General features: G+C 43.1%; 17 protein-coding genes, 6 tRNA genes, 2 pseudogenes and 1 riboswitch. All 25 genes and pseudogenes read left to right on the forward strand.

The genetic code is table 11. From position 1 onward, the window contains the following. Positions 1 to 39 precede the first annotated feature (39 nt). The 25 genes and pseudogenes from ACTNA4_RS13870 (at position 40) to ACTNA4_RS13990 (ending at position 18,073) form a co-directional block, all read left to right on the forward strand. Positions 40 to 111, forward strand: a tRNA-Asn gene (locus tag ACTNA4_RS13870). Between the two features lie 209 nt (positions 112 to 320). After that, a complete protein-coding gene (locus tag ACTNA4_RS13875; RefSeq protein WP_441030621.1) occupies positions 321 to 1,751 on the forward strand; it encodes an MFS transporter in 1,431 nt (476 codons plus the stop codon). 258 nt (positions 1,752 to 2,009) lie between these two features. Next, positions 2,010 to 2,240 (forward strand): hypothetical protein, encoded by a 231-nt coding sequence (locus ACTNA4_RS13880; RefSeq protein ID WP_441030623.1) that lies wholly within the window; start codon positions 2,010 to 2,012, stop codon positions 2,238 to 2,240. Then, positions 2,210 to 3,298 carry an HAD hydrolase family protein gene (locus tag ACTNA4_RS13885; protein WP_441030625.1) on the forward strand — a complete coding sequence of 363 codons (1,089 nt, stop codon included), beginning with the start codon at positions 2,210 to 2,212 and terminating at the stop codon, positions 3,296 to 3,298. Before ACTNA4_RS13880 ends, ACTNA4_RS13885 begins: the two co-directional genes overlap by 31 nt. Before the next feature lie 153 nt (positions 3,299 to 3,451). Further along, positions 3,452 to 3,523, forward strand: a tRNA-Glu gene (locus ACTNA4_RS13890). Positions 3,524 to 3,616: 93 nt separating this feature from the next. Beyond that, positions 3,617 to 3,690 (forward strand) — tRNA-Ile (locus ACTNA4_RS13895). A 19-nt stretch (positions 3,691 to 3,709) separates the two neighbouring features. Continuing rightward, positions 3,710 to 3,783, forward strand: a tRNA-Asp gene (locus ACTNA4_RS13900). 35 nt (positions 3,784 to 3,818) lie between these two features. After that, positions 3,819 to 3,891, forward strand: a tRNA-Val gene (locus ACTNA4_RS13905). Positions 3,892 to 3,914: 23 nt separating this feature from the next. After that, positions 3,915 to 4,000 (forward strand) — tRNA-Leu (locus tag ACTNA4_RS13910). A gap of 241 nt (positions 4,001 to 4,241) precedes the next feature. Beyond that, positions 4,242 to 4,361, forward strand: a pseudogene (locus tag ACTNA4_RS13915) (branched-chain amino acid transporter AzlC); the annotation flags it as partial. Next, positions 4,321 to 4,482, forward strand: a pseudogene (locus ACTNA4_RS13920) (AzlD domain-containing protein); the annotation flags it as partial. The pseudogenes ACTNA4_RS13915 and ACTNA4_RS13920, both read left to right, overlap by 41 nt. 102 nt (positions 4,483 to 4,584) lie before the next feature. Further along, the gene (gene feoB, locus ACTNA4_RS13925) at positions 4,585 to 6,927 is read left to right on the forward strand and encodes a ferrous iron transport protein B (protein WP_427808764.1); all 2,343 of its coding nucleotides are present in this window, start codon (positions 4,585 to 4,587) and stop codon (positions 6,925 to 6,927) included. A 47-nt stretch (positions 6,928 to 6,974) separates the two neighbouring features. Then, positions 6,975 to 7,127 (forward strand): FeoB-associated Cys-rich membrane protein, encoded by a 153-nt coding sequence (locus tag ACTNA4_RS13930; protein ID WP_427808763.1) that lies wholly within the window; start codon positions 6,975 to 6,977, stop codon positions 7,125 to 7,127. Between the two features lie 103 nt (positions 7,128 to 7,230). Beyond that, positions 7,231 to 8,379 carry an aminotransferase class V-fold PLP-dependent enzyme gene (locus ACTNA4_RS13935; protein WP_441026894.1) on the forward strand — a complete coding sequence of 383 codons (1,149 nt, stop codon included), beginning with the start codon at positions 7,231 to 7,233 and terminating at the stop codon, positions 8,377 to 8,379. 152 nt (positions 8,380 to 8,531) lie between these two features. Beyond that, positions 8,532 to 9,806 (forward strand): double-cubane-cluster-containing anaerobic reductase, encoded by a 1,275-nt coding sequence (locus tag ACTNA4_RS13940; protein ID WP_427820805.1) that lies wholly within the window; start codon positions 8,532 to 8,534, stop codon positions 9,804 to 9,806. Between the two features lie 22 nt (positions 9,807 to 9,828). Beyond that, positions 9,829 to 10,089 (forward strand): DUF3343 domain-containing protein, encoded by a 261-nt coding sequence (locus ACTNA4_RS13945; RefSeq protein WP_427808760.1) that lies wholly within the window; start codon positions 9,829 to 9,831, stop codon positions 10,087 to 10,089. 13 nt (positions 10,090 to 10,102) lie between these two features. Next, a complete protein-coding gene (locus tag ACTNA4_RS13950) occupies positions 10,103 to 10,867 on the forward strand; it encodes an acyl-CoA dehydratase activase (RefSeq protein ID WP_427808759.1) in 765 nt (254 codons plus the stop codon). Positions 10,868 to 10,992: 125 nt separating this feature from the next. Then, positions 10,993 to 11,181, forward strand: a riboswitch (cobalamin riboswitch). Between the two features lie 229 nt (positions 11,182 to 11,410). Further along, positions 11,411 to 12,619 carry a sirohydrochlorin cobaltochelatase gene (locus ACTNA4_RS13955; RefSeq protein ID WP_320813787.1) on the forward strand — a complete coding sequence of 403 codons (1,209 nt, stop codon included), beginning with the start codon at positions 11,411 to 11,413 and terminating at the stop codon, positions 12,617 to 12,619. A gap of 299 nt (positions 12,620 to 12,918) precedes the next feature. Next, a complete protein-coding gene (locus ACTNA4_RS13960; RefSeq protein WP_441030627.1) occupies positions 12,919 to 13,635 on the forward strand; it encodes an ABC transporter ATP-binding protein in 717 nt (238 codons plus the stop codon). Between the two features lie 14 nt (positions 13,636 to 13,649). Further along, positions 13,650 to 15,527 carry an FtsX-like permease family protein gene (locus ACTNA4_RS13965; RefSeq protein WP_441030629.1) on the forward strand — a complete coding sequence of 626 codons (1,878 nt, stop codon included), beginning with the start codon at positions 13,650 to 13,652 and terminating at the stop codon, positions 15,525 to 15,527. Next, on the forward strand, positions 15,472 to 15,801 hold the full coding sequence (locus ACTNA4_RS13970) for an FtsX-like permease family protein (RefSeq protein WP_320813790.1): 330 nt from the start codon (positions 15,472 to 15,474) through the stop codon (positions 15,799 to 15,801). Before ACTNA4_RS13965 ends, ACTNA4_RS13970 begins: the two co-directional genes overlap by 56 nt. 221 nt (positions 15,802 to 16,022) lie before the next feature. After that, positions 16,023 to 16,328 carry a DUF2325 domain-containing protein gene (locus ACTNA4_RS13975; RefSeq protein WP_441030632.1) on the forward strand — a complete coding sequence of 102 codons (306 nt, stop codon included), beginning with the start codon at positions 16,023 to 16,025 and terminating at the stop codon, positions 16,326 to 16,328. Continuing rightward, the gene (locus ACTNA4_RS13980; RefSeq protein ID WP_441030634.1) at positions 16,313 to 16,864 is read left to right on the forward strand and encodes a DUF3793 family protein; all 552 of its coding nucleotides are present in this window, start codon (positions 16,313 to 16,315) and stop codon (positions 16,862 to 16,864) included. The genes ACTNA4_RS13975 and ACTNA4_RS13980 overlap by 16 nt, the downstream gene beginning before the upstream one ends. Before the next feature lie 31 nt (positions 16,865 to 16,895). Further along, positions 16,896 to 17,318, forward strand: coding sequence for a flavodoxin (locus tag ACTNA4_RS13985; protein ID WP_427820803.1), 423 nt, complete (start codon positions 16,896 to 16,898; stop codon positions 17,316 to 17,318). 305 nt (positions 17,319 to 17,623) lie between these two features. Then, positions 17,624 to 18,073, forward strand: a complete 450-nt coding sequence (locus ACTNA4_RS13990; protein WP_441030636.1) for a MarR family winged helix-turn-helix transcriptional regulator — start codon at positions 17,624 to 17,626, stop codon at positions 18,071 to 18,073. Position 18,074: the final 1 nt, after the last annotated feature.

Consider the following 18,074-nt stretch of genomic DNA (forward strand, 5'->3'; position numbering starts at 1 on the left):
CTTGAAAAAAATGAAGAAAGTGCTATAATATTAGAGTATTCCTCGATAGCTCAGCGGTAGAGCATTCGGCTGTTAACCGAAGGGTCGTTGGTTCGAACCCAACTCGGGGAGTTAAGATGACTTCCATAGACAGAGATGTTTATGGAAGTTTTTAGTTATAAAAATAGTAGAATAATAGAACTGACTTTATAGAAAAGACGAAGTATAAAACTGTTTTAGACTTCGTCTTTTCTGGCTATGTTTAATAATATGAGAGTTGTTTATAATAAAATCCTATAGATATAGATGAAGTATATTAAGTATATTAAGGAGGGAATGCAATGTCGAATCAACAATCACAGCAGGCAGTAACGATACCACTGCCCAAAGGGAAGAAAAACACAGTTCAGGCAGGATGTGTATGTCTCATGATGTCCATTTCCATGTATGGATTAGTATTTTTTACATTAACCTCACCGATTCTGGAGAGAGTGAACGCAATGGGCTATGTATCATTGTTTTCTATTTTTGCAGGACTTGGGGTTTCAATTATGACACCAATCGGAGGAAAACTGGGGGATATCATCGGACGGAGAAATATAGTTGTCATTCCGGGAATTATATGTGCAATAGCCGGTATAGCATTTGCATTTGCCAGATCGCTTCCGGTATTAATGATATTACGTCTTCTTGTGGGACTTGCACAGGGAGCTTTTACGTCAGCTCCGTATATTATTGCAGGGCTTATTCATGAAAAGAAAGATGTACCTAAGGCGATGGGGCTTTTAGCTACAGCTGTTGCGCTTGGAAGCTTTGGAGGCAGTATCATTGCAGGTTTTCTTACAGATATGGGAATGCTTGAAGTTGCGATTCTCATACCTGCGATCCCCTTACTTCTTGGGGTGGTGCTGGTTGGCATAAACATGCCGAATCAGAAACGAGAAGGAAATGTTTCTATTGATGTACCTGGAATCATTGCTTTGTCGATTGCTTTATGTGGTATTCTTATGGCGCTGAATTTCGGGTCTTCTATGGGATGGACACATCCTGCAATTCTGGCAGGTTTTGTGATTGGTATTGCAGCGCTGGTTGCTTTGATGAAAATTGAGGAAAAGGCGGAAGAGCCGCTGATTCCGTTAAGACTATTAAAAAATCGCGGATACACAGTATTGTTGGCAGTTGGATTTATTGCATATTTCTATCAGACAGCAATGAATGTTTATTCGCCGATCAGTACACTACAAGTATTGAAAGCGTCAGGAACCGTGACAGGTTCATTGCAGATGCCTCGTACGCTGATTACGATCGTATTGCCTACGATCGCCGGAGCATGGGTAGGTAAGAAGGCATCCAATTCGTGGAAAGCTATGGCATCCAGTACGGGACTTGCAATGATTCCGATGTTGATGATGGGATTTACTACGCCTTCGACTTCTATCATACTTTATTTTGTTGCAATTGCAATTACCGGTATTGCGGAGAGCTTTCGTTCTGTTGCAATTACACCGGCAGCACAGTCCATGCTTCAGCCTTCTGATATCGGAGTAGGAACATCACTTGTCAATTTCTTCAATTCGCTGGCAAGCACAGTTTCAGCAGCTGTTTTCGGTGTGGTTTATAATAATTGTACGGCTTCTGATCCATCAAACGCTGCATTGATACAGAAAGGTGTCAATCAGGTGTTTATTACAGCGGCAATTGTTTCTTTTGTGGGAGTATTGATTGTAATTTTTATTGTAAGACCACAGATGAGTCAAAAAGAAGAAGGTTAGTATGGAAAATGTATATTATGATATAAATGGGTGTATTTTAAATTAAACACAATAAAAAGCGCCACTCAATCGTCTATAATGATGATTGAGTGGTACTTTTTATAGAGCTAATGAAAATAACTAATCATTCCGGCGACCAAAGGGCGATGGCCGTGTCATAAGCAACGCCCCCACTTAATTGCTTATCCTGCAGTAAAAGACGGACACAGCAGAGAATTCAACTGAAATTTGGCAAATGTGAATGTGTTGTTATATACTATGACGAAATTACAGGATACCAATGTGCTCAACCGCGGCAGAGATTCTGTCATCAACCTTATTTTTGTGTTAGCCGGAAGAACTGGAGTTGTGACAGGTGGAAGACAGGAGGTCATGGAAATGGCAGAATGGAAGAGAAATACAATAGTTAAGGCAAAAGGCCGCATTCCAAAACCGGGTCAGAGGATCCTGCGTTCTGTATGTGCAGTATGCCTGCATTCTGGGGAATGATTGTTATTTTGATCGAGGTATATGCGTTGGGTGGAAAGCTTCAGGGGAATATTTTAAGCTATCTGATCATTGCATTGTTTACCGGAGTGGTGTTGCACTCGACTGTTTTACTGGATATCACGAATACATCCTATTTTTCCTGTGTCGTTTTCCTGAGTATTACGGTCATGCATATCACAGACGAAAGCCCGATGCGGTTTGTTTTTAACAGAGTATTGGATACACTAATTGGAGTTGTACTGGCACTGATCGTTAACTCCATACATTTACCAAGGACAAAGAATACGGATATTTTGTTTGTTTCGGGAATTGATGATACGCTTCTTACCGATAAGGAACAGCTGACGCCATACAGTAAGGTGGAACTGAACCGAATGATCGAGCAGGGAGCTAAATTTACCGTATCCACGCTTCGCACGCCGGCGACGGTCAGGGAAACGCTGCAGGGAATCAATTTGAAGCTGCCGATCATTGCGATGGACGGAGCGGTGCTGTATAATATGAATGATAATTCTTTCCTTATGAGTTATGAGATGTCTTATTTGCAGGCGAGAAAGGTTATAGAATTTCTGGAAAATGAGCATATCAGTTATTTTGCAAATGTAGTGATCGATGATGTGCTGGTGATTTACTATAATGAGCTTGGAAACAGGGCAGAACAGGAAATCTATAAACAGATGCGTAAATCACCATACCGGAACTATATGAAACGGCCGCTTCCTGAAAATGAGAATGTAGTATATTTTATGATGATTGAAAAAAAGGAGAGAATTGAGAAATTATATGAAAAAATAAGCACTCAGGAATGGGCGGATGAGTGTAAAATACTGATGTACGATTCAACGGATTATCCAGGGTATGCCTATATTAAGATCTATCATAAAGATGCGACAAGAGAGAATATGCTCCGCAATCTTCTGGCGCTTCTGGATATGGAAAAGACGGTGACATTTGGCAGCATCGAAGGAACCTGTGATGTGTGTGTCGCAGATTCCAACAGGAATCTTATGGTGAAGAAGATGAAACAGTATTTTGAGCCTGTAAAAAGAAAAATGTGAATGCCCCGTAAGGATAGTCGATTGTCATCAGCGAAAACAGGCAATTGCAGAATAAAAAAATAAAAAAATTTCAAAAATCACTTGCATATTAGTACAAGATATGATAATATAATTTTCGGTCACTGCGAAACACAAGCTGGCCGAAAACAGTATGGCTCCGTGGTCAAGCGGTTAAGACATCGCCCTTTCACGGCGGTAACACGGGTTCGATTCCCGTCGGAGTCATTACATTAGCCAAGCATTCAGGGAAAGGTAAATGGCCTTTCGCTTGGTCAGAATGTAAGCCCGGTGTTATCTAAGCGGTGGGTAAATGAGCGTGGACCTTTAGCTCAGCTGGTTAGAGCAATCGGCTCATAACCGATCGGTCCCGGGTTCGAGTCCCTGAAGGTCCACTTTTTAAAAATTTCATATGGCCCGATGGCTCAGTTGGTTAGAGCGCCGCCCTGTCACGGCGGAGGTCGTGGGTTCGAGTCCCATTCGGGTCGCTGACATTTTCAGTGAATGTCTTTTAATTATATATGGGATCATAGCTCAGCTGGGAGAGCATCTGCCTTACAAGCAGAGGGTCATAGGTTCGAGCCCTATTGGTCCCATTTATAGCATTTATATGTTATATGCCGCAGTGGCGGAACTGGCAGACGCCCGGGACTTAAAATCCCGTGGGTAGCGATACCCGTACCGGTTCGATTCCGGTCTGCGGCATGAAAAAAACCTCGTAAATACGGGGTTTTTTCTATTTTGTGTTGCATGGCGTGTTGCATAGTTCCGAAAAATGGTCCAGTGAACCATTTCTGAGTTTTAATATTTCTTGCGGGCATTCAGAATAAAGATTATCTAACAGTAGAGCTTATAGATAGGTTGGAAAAATTAATTATGCAATGATATAATCACTTACGGTTCAATACATTTATTACCAAATTGACATAATATCAAGGAGAACATGATGAAACGCAAAGCCTTCAAAACAGCCCTTCCCTATACAGTCCCAATTTTCGCCGGTTCGACAGAATTTGTAGCGGTGAATCTGCTGCTTGGCGCTTTTAATCCGATTCAGGCATTTTTTACCATTTATACTATTTCCGGCTGACAAACCGGCTCCAAAGTATATCAAGTATCTTGGAAATGTATTATCGGCAGCAGTCTTTGGACTGTTAGTTGTGTATTGCCTGAAAAGTGTAAAAATGTCCGACTAATTTTATATAGTCTTGACGAATTTGTGTTAGTGTGATATAACTTAATTGAAAAAAATTATCATTCATTTTATATAGAAAGTGGGGGTGTTTTTAATGACACTAAAGAATCTGAAGATCGGTGAGAGTGCTGTCATTACGAAAGTGGGCGGAGAAGGCGCACTGAGACAGCACTTTCTGGATATGGGTGTGATTCCCGGAGCGGAAGTGACTGTCGTGAAGTTTGCGCCCATGGGCGATCCGATGGAACTACAGATTCATGGGTATGAGCTGACTCTTCGCCTGGCGGATGCAGACCAGATCGACATTCAGCCGATCAAGGAGCGGACGAACCAGCACAGCCGGATTGAGAAGATATATCCTTCCGAGCATCCGGGACTTGGAGAAGACGGAAAATATCATGCCAAAGGGGATGGAGATCCGCTTCCTGAGGATACCTTACTTACATATGCACTTGTGGGAAACCAGAACTGTGGAAAGACGACCTTATTCAACCAGCTTACGGGAGCCAATCAGCATGTGGGAAATTTTCCGGGAGTTACGGTAGACCGTAAGGATGGTCCGATCAAAGGGCATCCGAATACAAGAGTGACAGATCTTCCGGGGATTTACTCGATGTCCCCATACACCAGCGAGGAAATTGTCTCCAGAAATTTTGTGCTTGCTGATAATCCGAAAGCAATCATTAATATTGTGGATGCTACGAATATTGAACGGAATCTATATCTTACCATGCAGCTGCTGGAAATGCATATTCCAATGGTTATTGCCCTGAATATGATGGATGAAGTGATGAATAATAATGGCGCCATTGATATCAATGGAATGGAAGCGTTGCTGGGGGTGCCGGTAATCCCGATTTCAGCGGCTAAAAATGAAGGGGTGCGGGAACTGATTGAACATGCGGTGCATATTGCAAAATATCAGGAACGTCCGCAGAAACAGGATTTCTGCAGCAAGGATGACCATGGCGGAGCGATTCATCGTGCGATTCATGCTGTTGAATCAATCATTGAGGATCACACGGAAAGAGCCGGGTTGCCGCTTCGCTTCTCGGCAACGAAAGTCATCGAGGGAGATTCTCTGATTCTGGAACAGCTTCAGCTGGATCAGAACGAGATGGATATGATCGAGCATATCGTGGTACAGATGGAAAAAGAGGGAGGCATGGATCGAAGTGCTGCCATTGCGGATATGCGTTTTGATTTCATTGAGTATGTATGCGAACGTACTGTAAAGAAACCGAAAGAAAGCAAGGAACGTTTACGTTCGGAAAAAATCGACCGTATCCTTACGGGAAAATGGACAGCGATTCCATGCTTTGTCGCAATCATGGGAGCGGTATTCTTTCTGACATTCAATGTGATCGGGGCCTTTTTGCAAGGGCTTCTGGAATCCGGGATTGAGGCACTGACCGCAGCAGTGGATCAGTGGATGACGGCAGCTCATGTGAATCATGCACTCCATGGGCTTGTGATTGATGGTATTTTCGGTGGCGTTGGAAGTGTTCTTAGTTTTCTGCCGATTGTTGTTACGTTGTTCTTCTTTCTTTCCATTATGGAAGACAGTGGTTATGTGGCCAGAGTTGCATTTTTCATGGATAAACTTCTGCGCAAGATCGGCCTTTCAGGACGAAGCATTGTGCCAATGCTGATTGGATTTGGATGTACGGTTCCGGCGGTCATGGCGACCAGAACACTCCCGAGTAAGCGGGACCGAAAAATGACGATTTTCCTGACTCCGTTTATGAGTTGTACAGCAAAGCTGCCGATTTATGTGTTCTTCGTGAGCGCGTTTTTCCCGGGGAAAGGTGGCTTTATTATGACGGGGCTCTATCTTCTTGGAATCGCGGTCGGGATACTGGTTGCGCTTCTATTTAAGAATACGTTATTCAAAGGAGAAGCGGTTCCTTTTGTTATGGAGCTTCCGAATTATCGAATGCCCGGCGTGAAAAATGTGGCACAGCTTTTGTGGGAAAAGGCAAAAGATTTTTTAAGCAAAGCGTTTAGCGTAATCTTGATTGCAACAATCGTGGTATGGTTCCTGCAGAGCTTTGACCTGCATCTGAACATGGTGGCGGATTCTTCTGATAGCCTGATGGCGATGATTTCCGGATGGATTGCTCCGGTACTTGCTCCGCTCGGACTTGGCGACTGGAGGATCGTAACATCTCTGATCAGTGGATTTATGGCCAAGGAGAGTGTAGTGTCTACTATGGAAATCCTGTTTGGCAGCAGTATTCAGACTGCAATCTCGACCGTTTCCGCAGCAACGATGCTGGTGTTTTCTCTTTTATATACACCTTGTGTTGCTGCCATTGCTTCCATCAAGCGGGAGTTGGGCGCAAAATGGGCGGTCGGCGTTGTCTTCTGGCAGTGCGCGGTTGCCTGGATTGCAGCATTTATTGCAAGATTTATCTGTATTGCAGTCGGGATGTAAAGTGGATGATCTGTATCAAGGATGGTATGTAAAACAGGAGGTTTGAAATGAATATTGCAGATATAATCGTTATTCTTTTGGTAGTGGTCATTGTGGGCGGTGCGGTCGCGATCCTGAGAAGAAATAAGAAAAATGGGAAAAGCTGCTGTGGATGTGACTGCGGACACTGCAGCCAGAGCTGTGGGAAAAAGGATAAATAAGGCGGAGTTTGAATTCACTTGGAGAGAATCCAAGTGAATTTTTTAAATTTGCTATAACGATAGAGACTGTGTTAATATAGAAAAAAACATATGGAGAAATGGTATGGAAGAAAAAATCTATTTTGACAACGGCAGTACTTCATGGCCAAAGGCTCCGGGAGTACAGGAAGCAGTTTCGGAGCTCTTGAAAAATGGAGCATTTAATATCAACCGGGGAAATTATGCAGGGGCGTATGAAGTGGAAAGTGTTGTACTGGAGACAAGGGATCAGCTTGTACAGTTGTTCCATGGAACCGATTCAAGAAATGTGATTTTTACGCCGGGAATCACCTATTCGCTGAATTATTTTATCAAGGGATTTTTAAAAAACGGAGATCATGTTCTGGTCAGCGGTCTGGAACATAATGCTGTGATGCGTCCGCTGGAACAGATGAAATTGGCAGGTGTGGACTACGATATTGTTCCGGTGGATGAAGAAGGAAATCTTGATCCGGAAGATTTGAGAGAACGGATCCGGATAAATACGAAGGCAGTTATCATGACGCACGCATCGAATGTGTGCGGAACGGTTGTGCCGATTCGTGAGATTGGAAGTATCTGCAAAGAGTATGGATTATTTTTTGCAGTAGATACGGCACAGAGTGCCGGGACGCTTCCGGTAGACATGCAGGAGTGTCAGGTTGATTTTCTGGCATTTACGGCGCACAAAGGATTACTGGGACCGCAGGGGATCGGAGGATTTCTCATATCCGAACGGCTGGATAAGAAAATGGAGCCGTATATTGCCGGAGGAACCGGAAGTCAGTCCGATTCCCTTCTGATGCCGGATTATCTGCCGGATAAATATGAGAGTGGAACCATGAATCTGCCCGGAATCATAGGGCTTCATGCGTCACTTGACTATATCCGGGAGCAGGGACTGAAAGCGATTCATGATAAAAAGATGGAACTGACGGAATATTTACTGAACGAAGTCAAAAGGATTCCACAGGTGCGCATTGTAGGAAGAAAAGATGTGCAAGACAGAGTGGCGGTTGTCTCGCTGGATTTCCTGACAATCGATAATGCGGTTGCGGCATTTGAACTGGAACAGGAATGCGGTGTGATGACAAGAGTCGGGCTCCACTGTGCGCCGGCAGCTCATCAGTCTCTCCATACCTTTCCGCAGGGAACGGTCCGATTTGCATTTAGTGCCAGCAATACGTTTTCGGAAATTGATCGTTGTGTAGAAGGTATCCTAAAAATCTTATAAAGTGACACATATAGATGATAACTATATATAGTGATGTGCATTATAAATATCAATGGATAAATCAGGAAATGAAATTGCCTGTACTCCCAAAAAATGATACTCTATAGTTAGAGTTTTATTGAGAAATAATTTTATTAAGGAGGACAAGCAAAATGGCTGATAATCGCAAAATGTGGGAAGAACTGGGGATGAATCTGGAACTGCATGACCAGTTGTGTGCGGTACTTCCACAGGCATTCGGGGATGTGTTTTTATCACAGGAGAACAGACCGGAGGGAATGGATTACTATAACATGGTTGTAGCGGATATTCACGGAATCAGACCGGCGGAACTGATTGAGCATCAGAAAAAGGGCGGGAAAGTATTCGGAACTTTCTGTATCTATGTTCCGGATGAGATTATTTTCGCAGCGGATGCAATTGCAACAGGACTGTGTGGGGGATCTCAGTTCTGGGTACCGGGAGGTGAACGAGTGCTTCCGACCAATACCTGTCCGCTGATCAAAGCATCTGTTGGAGCAAGACTGGATCGTACCTGCCCATTCTTCCGAATCGCAGATATGTATATCGGGGAGACAACCTGCGACGGTAAGAAAAAGGCTTGGGAAATTCTTTCTGAAGACGTTCCGGTATATGTTATGGATCTTCCGCAGATGAAGCGGGCAAAAGATGTCAAAGCATGGGCAGAAGAAATTACGGCTCTGAAAGACAAGGTAGAAGAATTTACCGGAAATAAAGTAACGGCTGAAAAACTGGCTGATAGCATTAAGCTGATCAATAACAAGAGAAAAGCACTCGCAAGACTGTATGAATGCCGTAAGAGCGAGACACTTCCGATCAGCGGTACAGATGCGCTTGTGATTTCCCAGATTGCTTTCTATGATGATCCGGCAAGATTTACTCAGATGACAAATAAGCTCTGTGATGAGCTTGAACAGCGTATCAAAGATGGTGTCAGCGTCGTTCCCGCAGGTACGAAACGTATCATGCTGACTGGAACACCGCTTGCAATTCCGAACTGGAAGCTTCATAATATCGTAGAGACAAGCGGAGCGGTTGTGGTATGTGAAGAAATGTGTACGGGAACACGCTACTTCGAGAACTATGTGGATGAGACAAAAGAAACGCTGGAAGACCAGATCATGGCTCTTTCTGAGCGGTATATGAATATCAACTGTGCTTGCTTCACGCCGAATCACGCAAGAATTGATGACATTTTACGTCTTGCGAAAGAGTACAAGGTTGACGGTATCATTGATGTGAATCTGAAATTCTGTAATCTGTACGATACAGAAGGCTACTTTGTAGAACGTGCGATGAAAGAAGCAGGTATTCCGGTTCTTGGAATTGAGACAGATTATACAGACAGTGATGCACAGCAGCTTCGTACCAGAGTCAGTGCATTTGTGGAAATGCTGAATAATTAAAAAATGTGAGGAACATAGAGCTATGCAGAAAATACAGCATTATGTATTGTTTCCCAATCATGATAATGGAATGCGTCTCTATAAAGAATTAAAAAAACTGGGGGTTTGGGCAGTGATTGCCCCGACCCCCAGAAGTGCGAGTAAATGCTGCGGTATTTCACTAATGGTGAAAGAAGAAGATCTTGAGGTGATCCGGCAGTGTATTCGTGAACATGATATAGAGATCTTGAAAATCACCGAAGTGGAAATGGATTTGAATCCACACAGAGATCAATATTGTTAGAAGAGGTAGGAATATGAATTACGTTGGAATAGATATCGGATCCACAGCATCCAAAGTTGCTGTGATCGGGGATAAGGAGCTTCAATTTGTACTGCCTACAGGATGGAGCAGCAAGGAGACCACCTTACTTATCAAGGAGAAACTTCTTGCAGAAGGAGTGGATGTCATGTCTGATGAGACAAAAGTTGCAGCGACCGGATATGGAAGAATTGCTGTAGATTTTGCAGATTATGTGATTACCGAAATAACATGTCATGCAAGAGGCGGAAGACAGATGGCAGGAGATAATTGTACGATTATTGATGTGGGCGGACAGGATACCAAAGTAATCCTGGTCGAGAACGGAACCGTGCAGGATTTCCTGATGAATGATAAATGTTCCGCCGGGACCGGGAAATTTCTGGAGATTATGGCAAATCGTCTCGGAATCACGCTTCAGGAGCTTTTTGATATGGCTGAAAGCGGAACAGTCTTACCAATCAGTTCTCTTTGCACCGTATTTGCAGAGTCCGAAGTCATCAATTATATCGGTGTCGGGAAAAATCGTGAAGATATTGCGGCGGGGGTCGTTGATTCCGTAGCATCTAAGGTGGCACAGTTGAGCCAGAAGAAGGCACTGTCAGATAAGATTATTCTGACAGGAGGGTTGAGTCACAGTACATATTTTACCAGAATCCTTTCTGCAAAAATCAGAAAGACGGTGGAACCTACTGAAAACGGACGGTATGCCGGCGCGCTGGGGGCAGCACTACTGGCGAAGGAGAAGAAGAATAAATAGTAGCAAAGAAATATAAGTGAGCACAAAGAGCAGGAGCAAGGTGATACTCATCAGTACCCTTGCTCCTGCTTTCCTTTCTGTAAGATATTTCTATTTCCGGAGTCTTTACATTTTTTGCAGTATATGATAAGGTAAGCTTGATAGGTTCAGACAATCACCGGTTGTCTGATTAAAAGGGAAACAGGTGCAAATCCTGTACGAACTCGTCACTGTGATCGGGGAGTGCAAGGCCATTTATGTCACTGAGCAATTGGGAAGGCGGCCTTAGATTAAGATCCGTAAGCCAGGAGACCTGCCTATTGAAAAACGGAGTGGGGAAGGACCCACAGATCACGAGTAACTGGTCGCAACCGATCATAATGGAAATGATACATTCCCGGGCGATGCCTGTATCTGCCGGGAGTGCTGTTTTGTTATGTATTCATTACGCCCTTTTACCATTTTTATGGAAAAGGGCTTTTTTGTCTACGAGATTTTTATCCTGCAGACTTAAAAGCGAATGAGAATATATCGGAAATGGCCAGAAAATGAAGGAGGAGCAGGATGAAGAAAAAACTGGTAACTATTTTACTGGCTGTTTCATTGGTGGGAACCCTGGTTCTGTCAGGATGTTCCGGAAAAAGCGATGAAAATGCGGAAACAACAGTAGAAAACGACAAGGAAGAAAGTACAGAAAACGAGGATCAGAAGGCTGCGGATGAGGTGGCAGCGCTGATTGACGCAATCTATGTACAGCAAAGAACGGATGAGACGGATGAACAGTGTAAGAAAGCGAAAGAAGCCTGGGACGCACTGACAGACGCCCAGAAGGAACTGGTAGAAGGTGAAAATGCAGATCCGGATTACTTTGGAAGAGATACAGGCGATGCATCCAAGGATGATCCGCTGAATCAGGATGATATCGGAGAAAATGAGATTCTTGTTGTCAGCTTCGGAACATCTTTTAATGACAGCCGTGTAGAGGATATTAAAGGAATTGAAGATGCACTTCAGGAAGCGTATCCGGACTGGTCTGTAAGAAGAGCCTTTACCGCGCAGATCATTATCAATCATATTCAGGCAAGAGACGGAGAATGCATTGACAATATGGATCAGGCACTGGAGCGAGCGGTCGCAAACGGCGTAAAGAATCTGGTTGTCCAGCCGACACACCTGATGCATGGCGCAGAGTATGATGAATTGATGGAATCTGTTGAGGCATATGCGGACAAATTTGAGAGTGTAAAAGTTGCAGAACCTCTGCTTGGAGAAGTGGGTGCAGATGCGGAAACTGTCAATGACGATAAGGCAGCAGTTGCTGAGGCAATTACTGCGGAAGCAGTCAGCGAAGCAGGCTATGACAGCCTGGATGCTGCAAAAGAGGATGGTGCTGCTTTTGTGTTCCTGGGACATGGAACTTCTCATACCGCGAAGGTGTCTTACAGCCAGATGCAGGCACAGATGTCTGCCCTTGGATATGAGAACGTGTTTATCGGAACTGTCGAAGGAGAGCCGGAAGAAACTGCATGTGAAGCTGTCATTGAAGCTGTTTCCCAGGCAGGGTATAAAAAAGTAATCCTTCGTCCGCTGATGGTAGTGGCCGGCGATCATGCCAATAATGACATGGCCGGAGACGACGAAGACTCATGGAAGAGTATGTTTGAAGCTTCCGGAGAATTTGAAAGTATAGAAACACAGATTGCTGGTCTTGGAGGAATTGCTAAGATTCAGGAAATTTATATTGCACATACTGCAGCAGTGATCGGTCAGTAATCGCATGAGTCAATAAATAATATAGATCTAATATCTTTTGTTTCGTGGCAATGTATGGAGAGAGGGGCTCCTGCATTGCCACGATTTTTTTGTATGCAAACATGCATTATTGAGAAATGTTTTCATGACTGAGTGAATCATTAGAAGATATATATGATATAATGAATTAGCCATAGCTAACCCCATATTCGTTTATCAGATGGAAATAGAAGGAGGAATGAAAGATAATTGATGGAAATAACACAGAAACGAGAACGGGAAAAAGAAAAGCGAAAACTGAAAAGAGAAAAGGAGTAGTTATGTCAGAGGAAGAGAGATATTTTTTGGAAGTTGTAGATTTAAAGAAAGGATTTGGAAGTGGGGACACCCGCCAGGAAGTATTATGCGGGATGAATTTTTCGGCCGCAAAAGGGGAGTTCTGTGTTCTGCTGGGACCTTCCGGTTCGGGAAAATCCACACTTTTTAATATTATTGGAGGAATCGACAGTGCCGATTTCGGCTATATTTCCATAAACGGTGACAAACTGGAGGATATGGGAGAAAGGGAATTGACACAGTACCGCAGGAAGCATCTGGGATATGTGTTTCAGATGTATAATCTGATCGGCAATTTAAATGTGAAAGAAAATATTGAGGTAGGTGCATATCTGTCGGATCATCCGCTTGATATTGATGATCTGTTACAGACTCTGGGACTCTATGAACACCGTTATAAACTCCCGAACCAGCTCTCCGGCGGGCAGCAGCAGAGAGTTTCTATCGGACGCGCTATTGTGAAGAATCCGGATATCCTGCTTTGCGATGAGCCGACAGGTGCATTGGATTATACGACTTCCAAGGAAATATTGAAGTTGATTGAAGACATCAATCGAAAGTATAAGAATACGGTCATTATGGTTACGCATAATGAAGCTATCAAAAATATGGCAGATCATGTGATCAAGCTGAGAGATGGAAGAGTGCGCCATAATGAGAAAAATACAAATAAAATTTCGGCAGTGGAGCTTGAATGGTAAGGAGTGTGGCAAGTATGAGGGACAGGAAAGTGAAAAATCCGCTTCAAAAGCGCATTCCCAGAGAATTAAAAGGTGACTGGAAAAAATATCTGGTGGTTGCGTTGTTTTTAATCCTTACAATTGGATTTGTTTCAGGGATGTATGTTGCCAATGGGAGCATGATGCAGGCTGCAGTGGATGGTAAAGAAAAGTATTGTCTGGAGGATGGGCACTTTGAACTGAATGAGAAGGCGGATCAGGAGCTGATTCATGCAATCGAAACAGGTGAAAAGGCAGTCCCTGTAACTGTATATGAGAATTTCTATCGGAGTGAGGTGGAAGATCACGATAATGACGGAAAGTCGGATGGCACAATACGGGTGTATGAAAAAACAGAGGATATCAATCTGGCCTGCCTGATGGAAGGAAGTTTCCCGGAAACGGAAGAGGAGATTGCCATTGACCGGATGCATGCAGATAATGCAGGAATTCAGGTTGGAGATACCATTTCCGTCAGTGAGCAGTCCTATCAGGTGACAGGGCTGATTTCCTATGTGAATTATTCTACTCTTCATGAGAAAAGTACAGATCTGATGTTTGATGCACTGAAATTTAATGTGGCGATGGTGACGAAAGATGGCTTTGAACGCCTGTCCGGTTCGTTGCATTATACCTATGCATGGAGATATGAACAGGAACCGATGGATGAGATTGAAGAAAAGAAACAGTCGGACGATTTTATGAGGGCTTTGCTTACCCAGACGGTCATGTGGGATAATGAACTTCAGGATTATTTGCCCCGTTATGCAAACCCGGCAGTCAACTTTGCAACGGATGATATGGGGTCAGATGAAGCGATGGGCGGAGTCCTGCTGGATATCCTGATTGTGATCATTGCATTTATTTTTGCGGTCACCATCAGTAATACCATTGCGAAAGAATCACAGACGATTGGCACCCTGCGGGCATCCGGATATACAAAGGGTGAGCTCGTGCGGCATTATCTGGCAATGCCTGTGCTTGTAACAATGATTGCAGCTGTTGTTGGTAACCTGTTGGGCTATACTGTCTTCAAAGATGTTGTAGTATCCATGTATTATAACAGTTACAGCCTCCCTGCTTATGAAACAATATGGAATCCGGATGCATTTATTAAGACGACAGTGATACCAGTATTCCTGATGCTTGCAGTGAATCTGATTGTGATCATTTACATGATGCAGCATACGCCTTTGCAGTTTTTACGGCGTGATCTTAAAAAAACAAGACGGAAGAAAACGATACGGCTGCCGAAGTGGAAGTTCTTCAGCAGATTCCGTCTGCGTATCATATTTCAGAACATGCCAAATTATGCTGTTCTTTTTGCAGGTATTTTCTTTGTTATGGTTATGCTGGCAATGGCGGTCGGAATGCCGTCTACGCTGAAGTACTATCAGGATCATGCAGAAAATCTGATGTTTGCAAAATACCAGTATGTATTGAAATCTTGTGAAGACGAAGAAGGACAAATGATTCAGACGGATGTTACAGATGCAGAGCAATTTTGCATGAAGGCACTGAAGAAGACAGGGGATGCACTGGATGAAGAAGTATCTGTTTATGGGGTCAAGGATGACAGCAAATATATCCGGATCGAAGATTTAGCATCGTTGAAAGAAAATGAAGTATATCTTTCCCGGCCATTTATTGAAAAGTATAATCTGAAAGTGGGAGATGTCATCACGCTGGATGAAAAATATGAATATAAGCAGTATCAGTTCAAGGTGGCAGGAATTTACGAAAAATGCCAGAATATTGCAGTATTTTCAGATTTTGTGTATTCTGTTGTCAGCGGTCCTGATCTATCTTCTGACGAAGTTGATTATCGAAAAGAACGAAACGGCAATCTCCATGACGAAGATTCTTGGTTATGAAAACCGTGAAATCGCAAGTCTGTATTTGCTTTCTACAACAATGGTAGTGATTGTGGCAGATACGGTGAGCGTGATATTAGGCGCTATGGTTATGAATCAGGCATGGAAAAGTATTATGTCTGAATACAGTGGCTGGTTTGCTTTTGTGATAGAACCGATAGGATATATAAAGATGTTTGTCTTTGTGCTTCTTGGGTATTTGATGGTGCTGGTGCTGGATTTTCGGAGGATCCGAAAGATTCCGATGGAAGAAGCGTTGAAAAATGTTGAATAATTTTTTTAGCTGGATTCGAAATGAGGAAAATAATCAATACGAGAATATGGATTGACAATGGGAGCAGAAACAGATAATATATAAATAGTTAGCAAAAGCTAACTTAAATGTTTATATCCGTACTGAACGGCTATACAAATTAAGACAAAGAAACGCCTACATGGCGTTTTCTTTAAAACCCGATGTTAGGCAAAACTAACAAAAGAAAGGAGATACATAAAATGAGCGTAGTGATTATCGGAGGAAATGAATGCATGGTTCGTCAGTACAAGGATCTATGCCAGGAATATCAGTGTGATGCGAAAGTATTTCCAAAACAGAAAAGCAGTTTGAAAGGAATCGGATGTCCCGATCTGATGGTATTATTTACCAGCACAGTATCACACAAAATGGTGCGAAATGCGTTGAATGAAACAAAAGGACTTGATGTAAAGGTGGTGCGGTCACATACCAGTTCTATGTCGGCGCTTAAAACTATTTTAGATGAAAATATCAAACAGGAGGACGCAGTATGTCTGATGAAATGATTATCCGTCATTGTTCACCCACATTGGCAGGGTTAAAGACCGGCAACTTGTTCAACTGTCCGTGTTCGGATAAAAAAGAGTTGATTCTGGCAGTGCGATCATTGAACAAACGACTTGCACCGAAGGGAATACGGGTGATCCCGATTCAGGTATGTGAACAGTGGGTACTGATCTACCTTTATCGTCCTGACAAATTGGAAAATGATCTGGCTGTAGAAGAGGCAGGGGAAATTCTGAGAGCATGTGGATATTCCACCGGGGACTGTGACAAATGTGTGGTACGGTTAAGCAGACGTTTGCAGGAGTCGGGGGATTTCCCGCATGAAATCGGACTGTTTCTGGGATATCCGCCCGAGGATGTGCGTGGATTTATCGAAAATCACGCCGAAGGTTATAAATTTGTAGGATGCTGGAAAGTATATGGAGATGAAAAAAGTGCAAAAAAACAATTTGCACGCTATAAAAAATGTACAGACGTATATTGCTCTCAATGGGCAAACGGCAAAAGTATTGAACGGCTCACAGTAGCTGTTTGATGATAGAAACTAAGAAAGGTTGGTATACAATATGAGTAAAATTGCAGTTGTTTTTTGGAGTGGAACCGGCAATACCGAACAGATGGCATACGCCGTAATGGAAGGAATTAAGGAAAAAGCAGCAGAAGCCGCATTATTTGCAGCGTCGGAGTTTGGTGCTTCTATGGTAAAGCAATATGATGCGATTGCATTCGGGTGCCCGGCTATGGGAGCGGAGGTGTTGGAGGAAACAGAATTCCAGCCGATGTGGGATGCCTGCGAAGGAGCACTTGGCGGGAAAAAAGTTGCTTTATTCGGTTCTTACGGATGGGGCGACGGTGAATGGATGCGAAGTTGGGAAGATGCCTGCGGCAGCGCCGGAGCAGTGCTTGCATGCGAGAGTGTGATTTGCAATGAAGCACCGGATGAGGAAGCTTTGGAGGCCTGCAGAGCATTAGGGGGAGCGCTTTGCTAAATCGCCAATCGGAAGTAATGTATGGATGTATAGGCTAGAAAAACGCCGAGGTATGAAAATGGCTATCATGCTTCGGTGTTTTTCTTTTTATTGGGTTGCCTGTATAGTGTTGATGAATAGCGAAAATGACTGAATGGAAATGGCAAACATATTGAATAGTACCGGTGGATAGGAAAAGAATGGTACAACCGGATTTAGTGCAAAAAAGAGAAGAATAGAATAAGTACAGAATTTGACTTGACAATAAAAGAACTACACCATATAATTACCAATGGTAACTAATAGCGGCAATAAAGAGAGGGTTTATGGAAACTGAAAAAATAAAAAGAATGATGGATGCCTGTTATATGGCAAAAAGAATCCGGGATATGCTTCCTGAATTACCGGATGGGGTAGCACCTTCTTATATCCAGTTTTTGGATACGATTCATAAACTGGAAGCTCAAAATAGAAAAGTGAAAATTTCGGATGTCAGCGAGGAACTGAACCTTCCGAGACCGGGAGTTACCAGAACGGTTAAGGAAATGGTGGCAAAAGGTTATCTTGCTAAATCTTCATCGGAAGAAGATGGACGTATCACTTATATTTCTATTACAGAAGAAGGAGAAAAACTGTCTGATAAATACGATAGAAAGTATTATAGTGAACTGTCGAAGTATTTAGACCATATTTCAGAAGAAGAGGCTGATAGTATGATTTCTACTATAAAGAAATTGTATCAGGTTATGTGTGAAAGGAGGATTCATCTTGAATAAT

It is taken from the genome of Bariatricus sp. HCP28S3_A7 (assembly GCF_052066375.1).
In the GTDB taxonomy this organism is placed as follows: Bacteria; Bacillota; Clostridia; order Lachnospirales; family Lachnospiraceae; genus Allocoprococcus.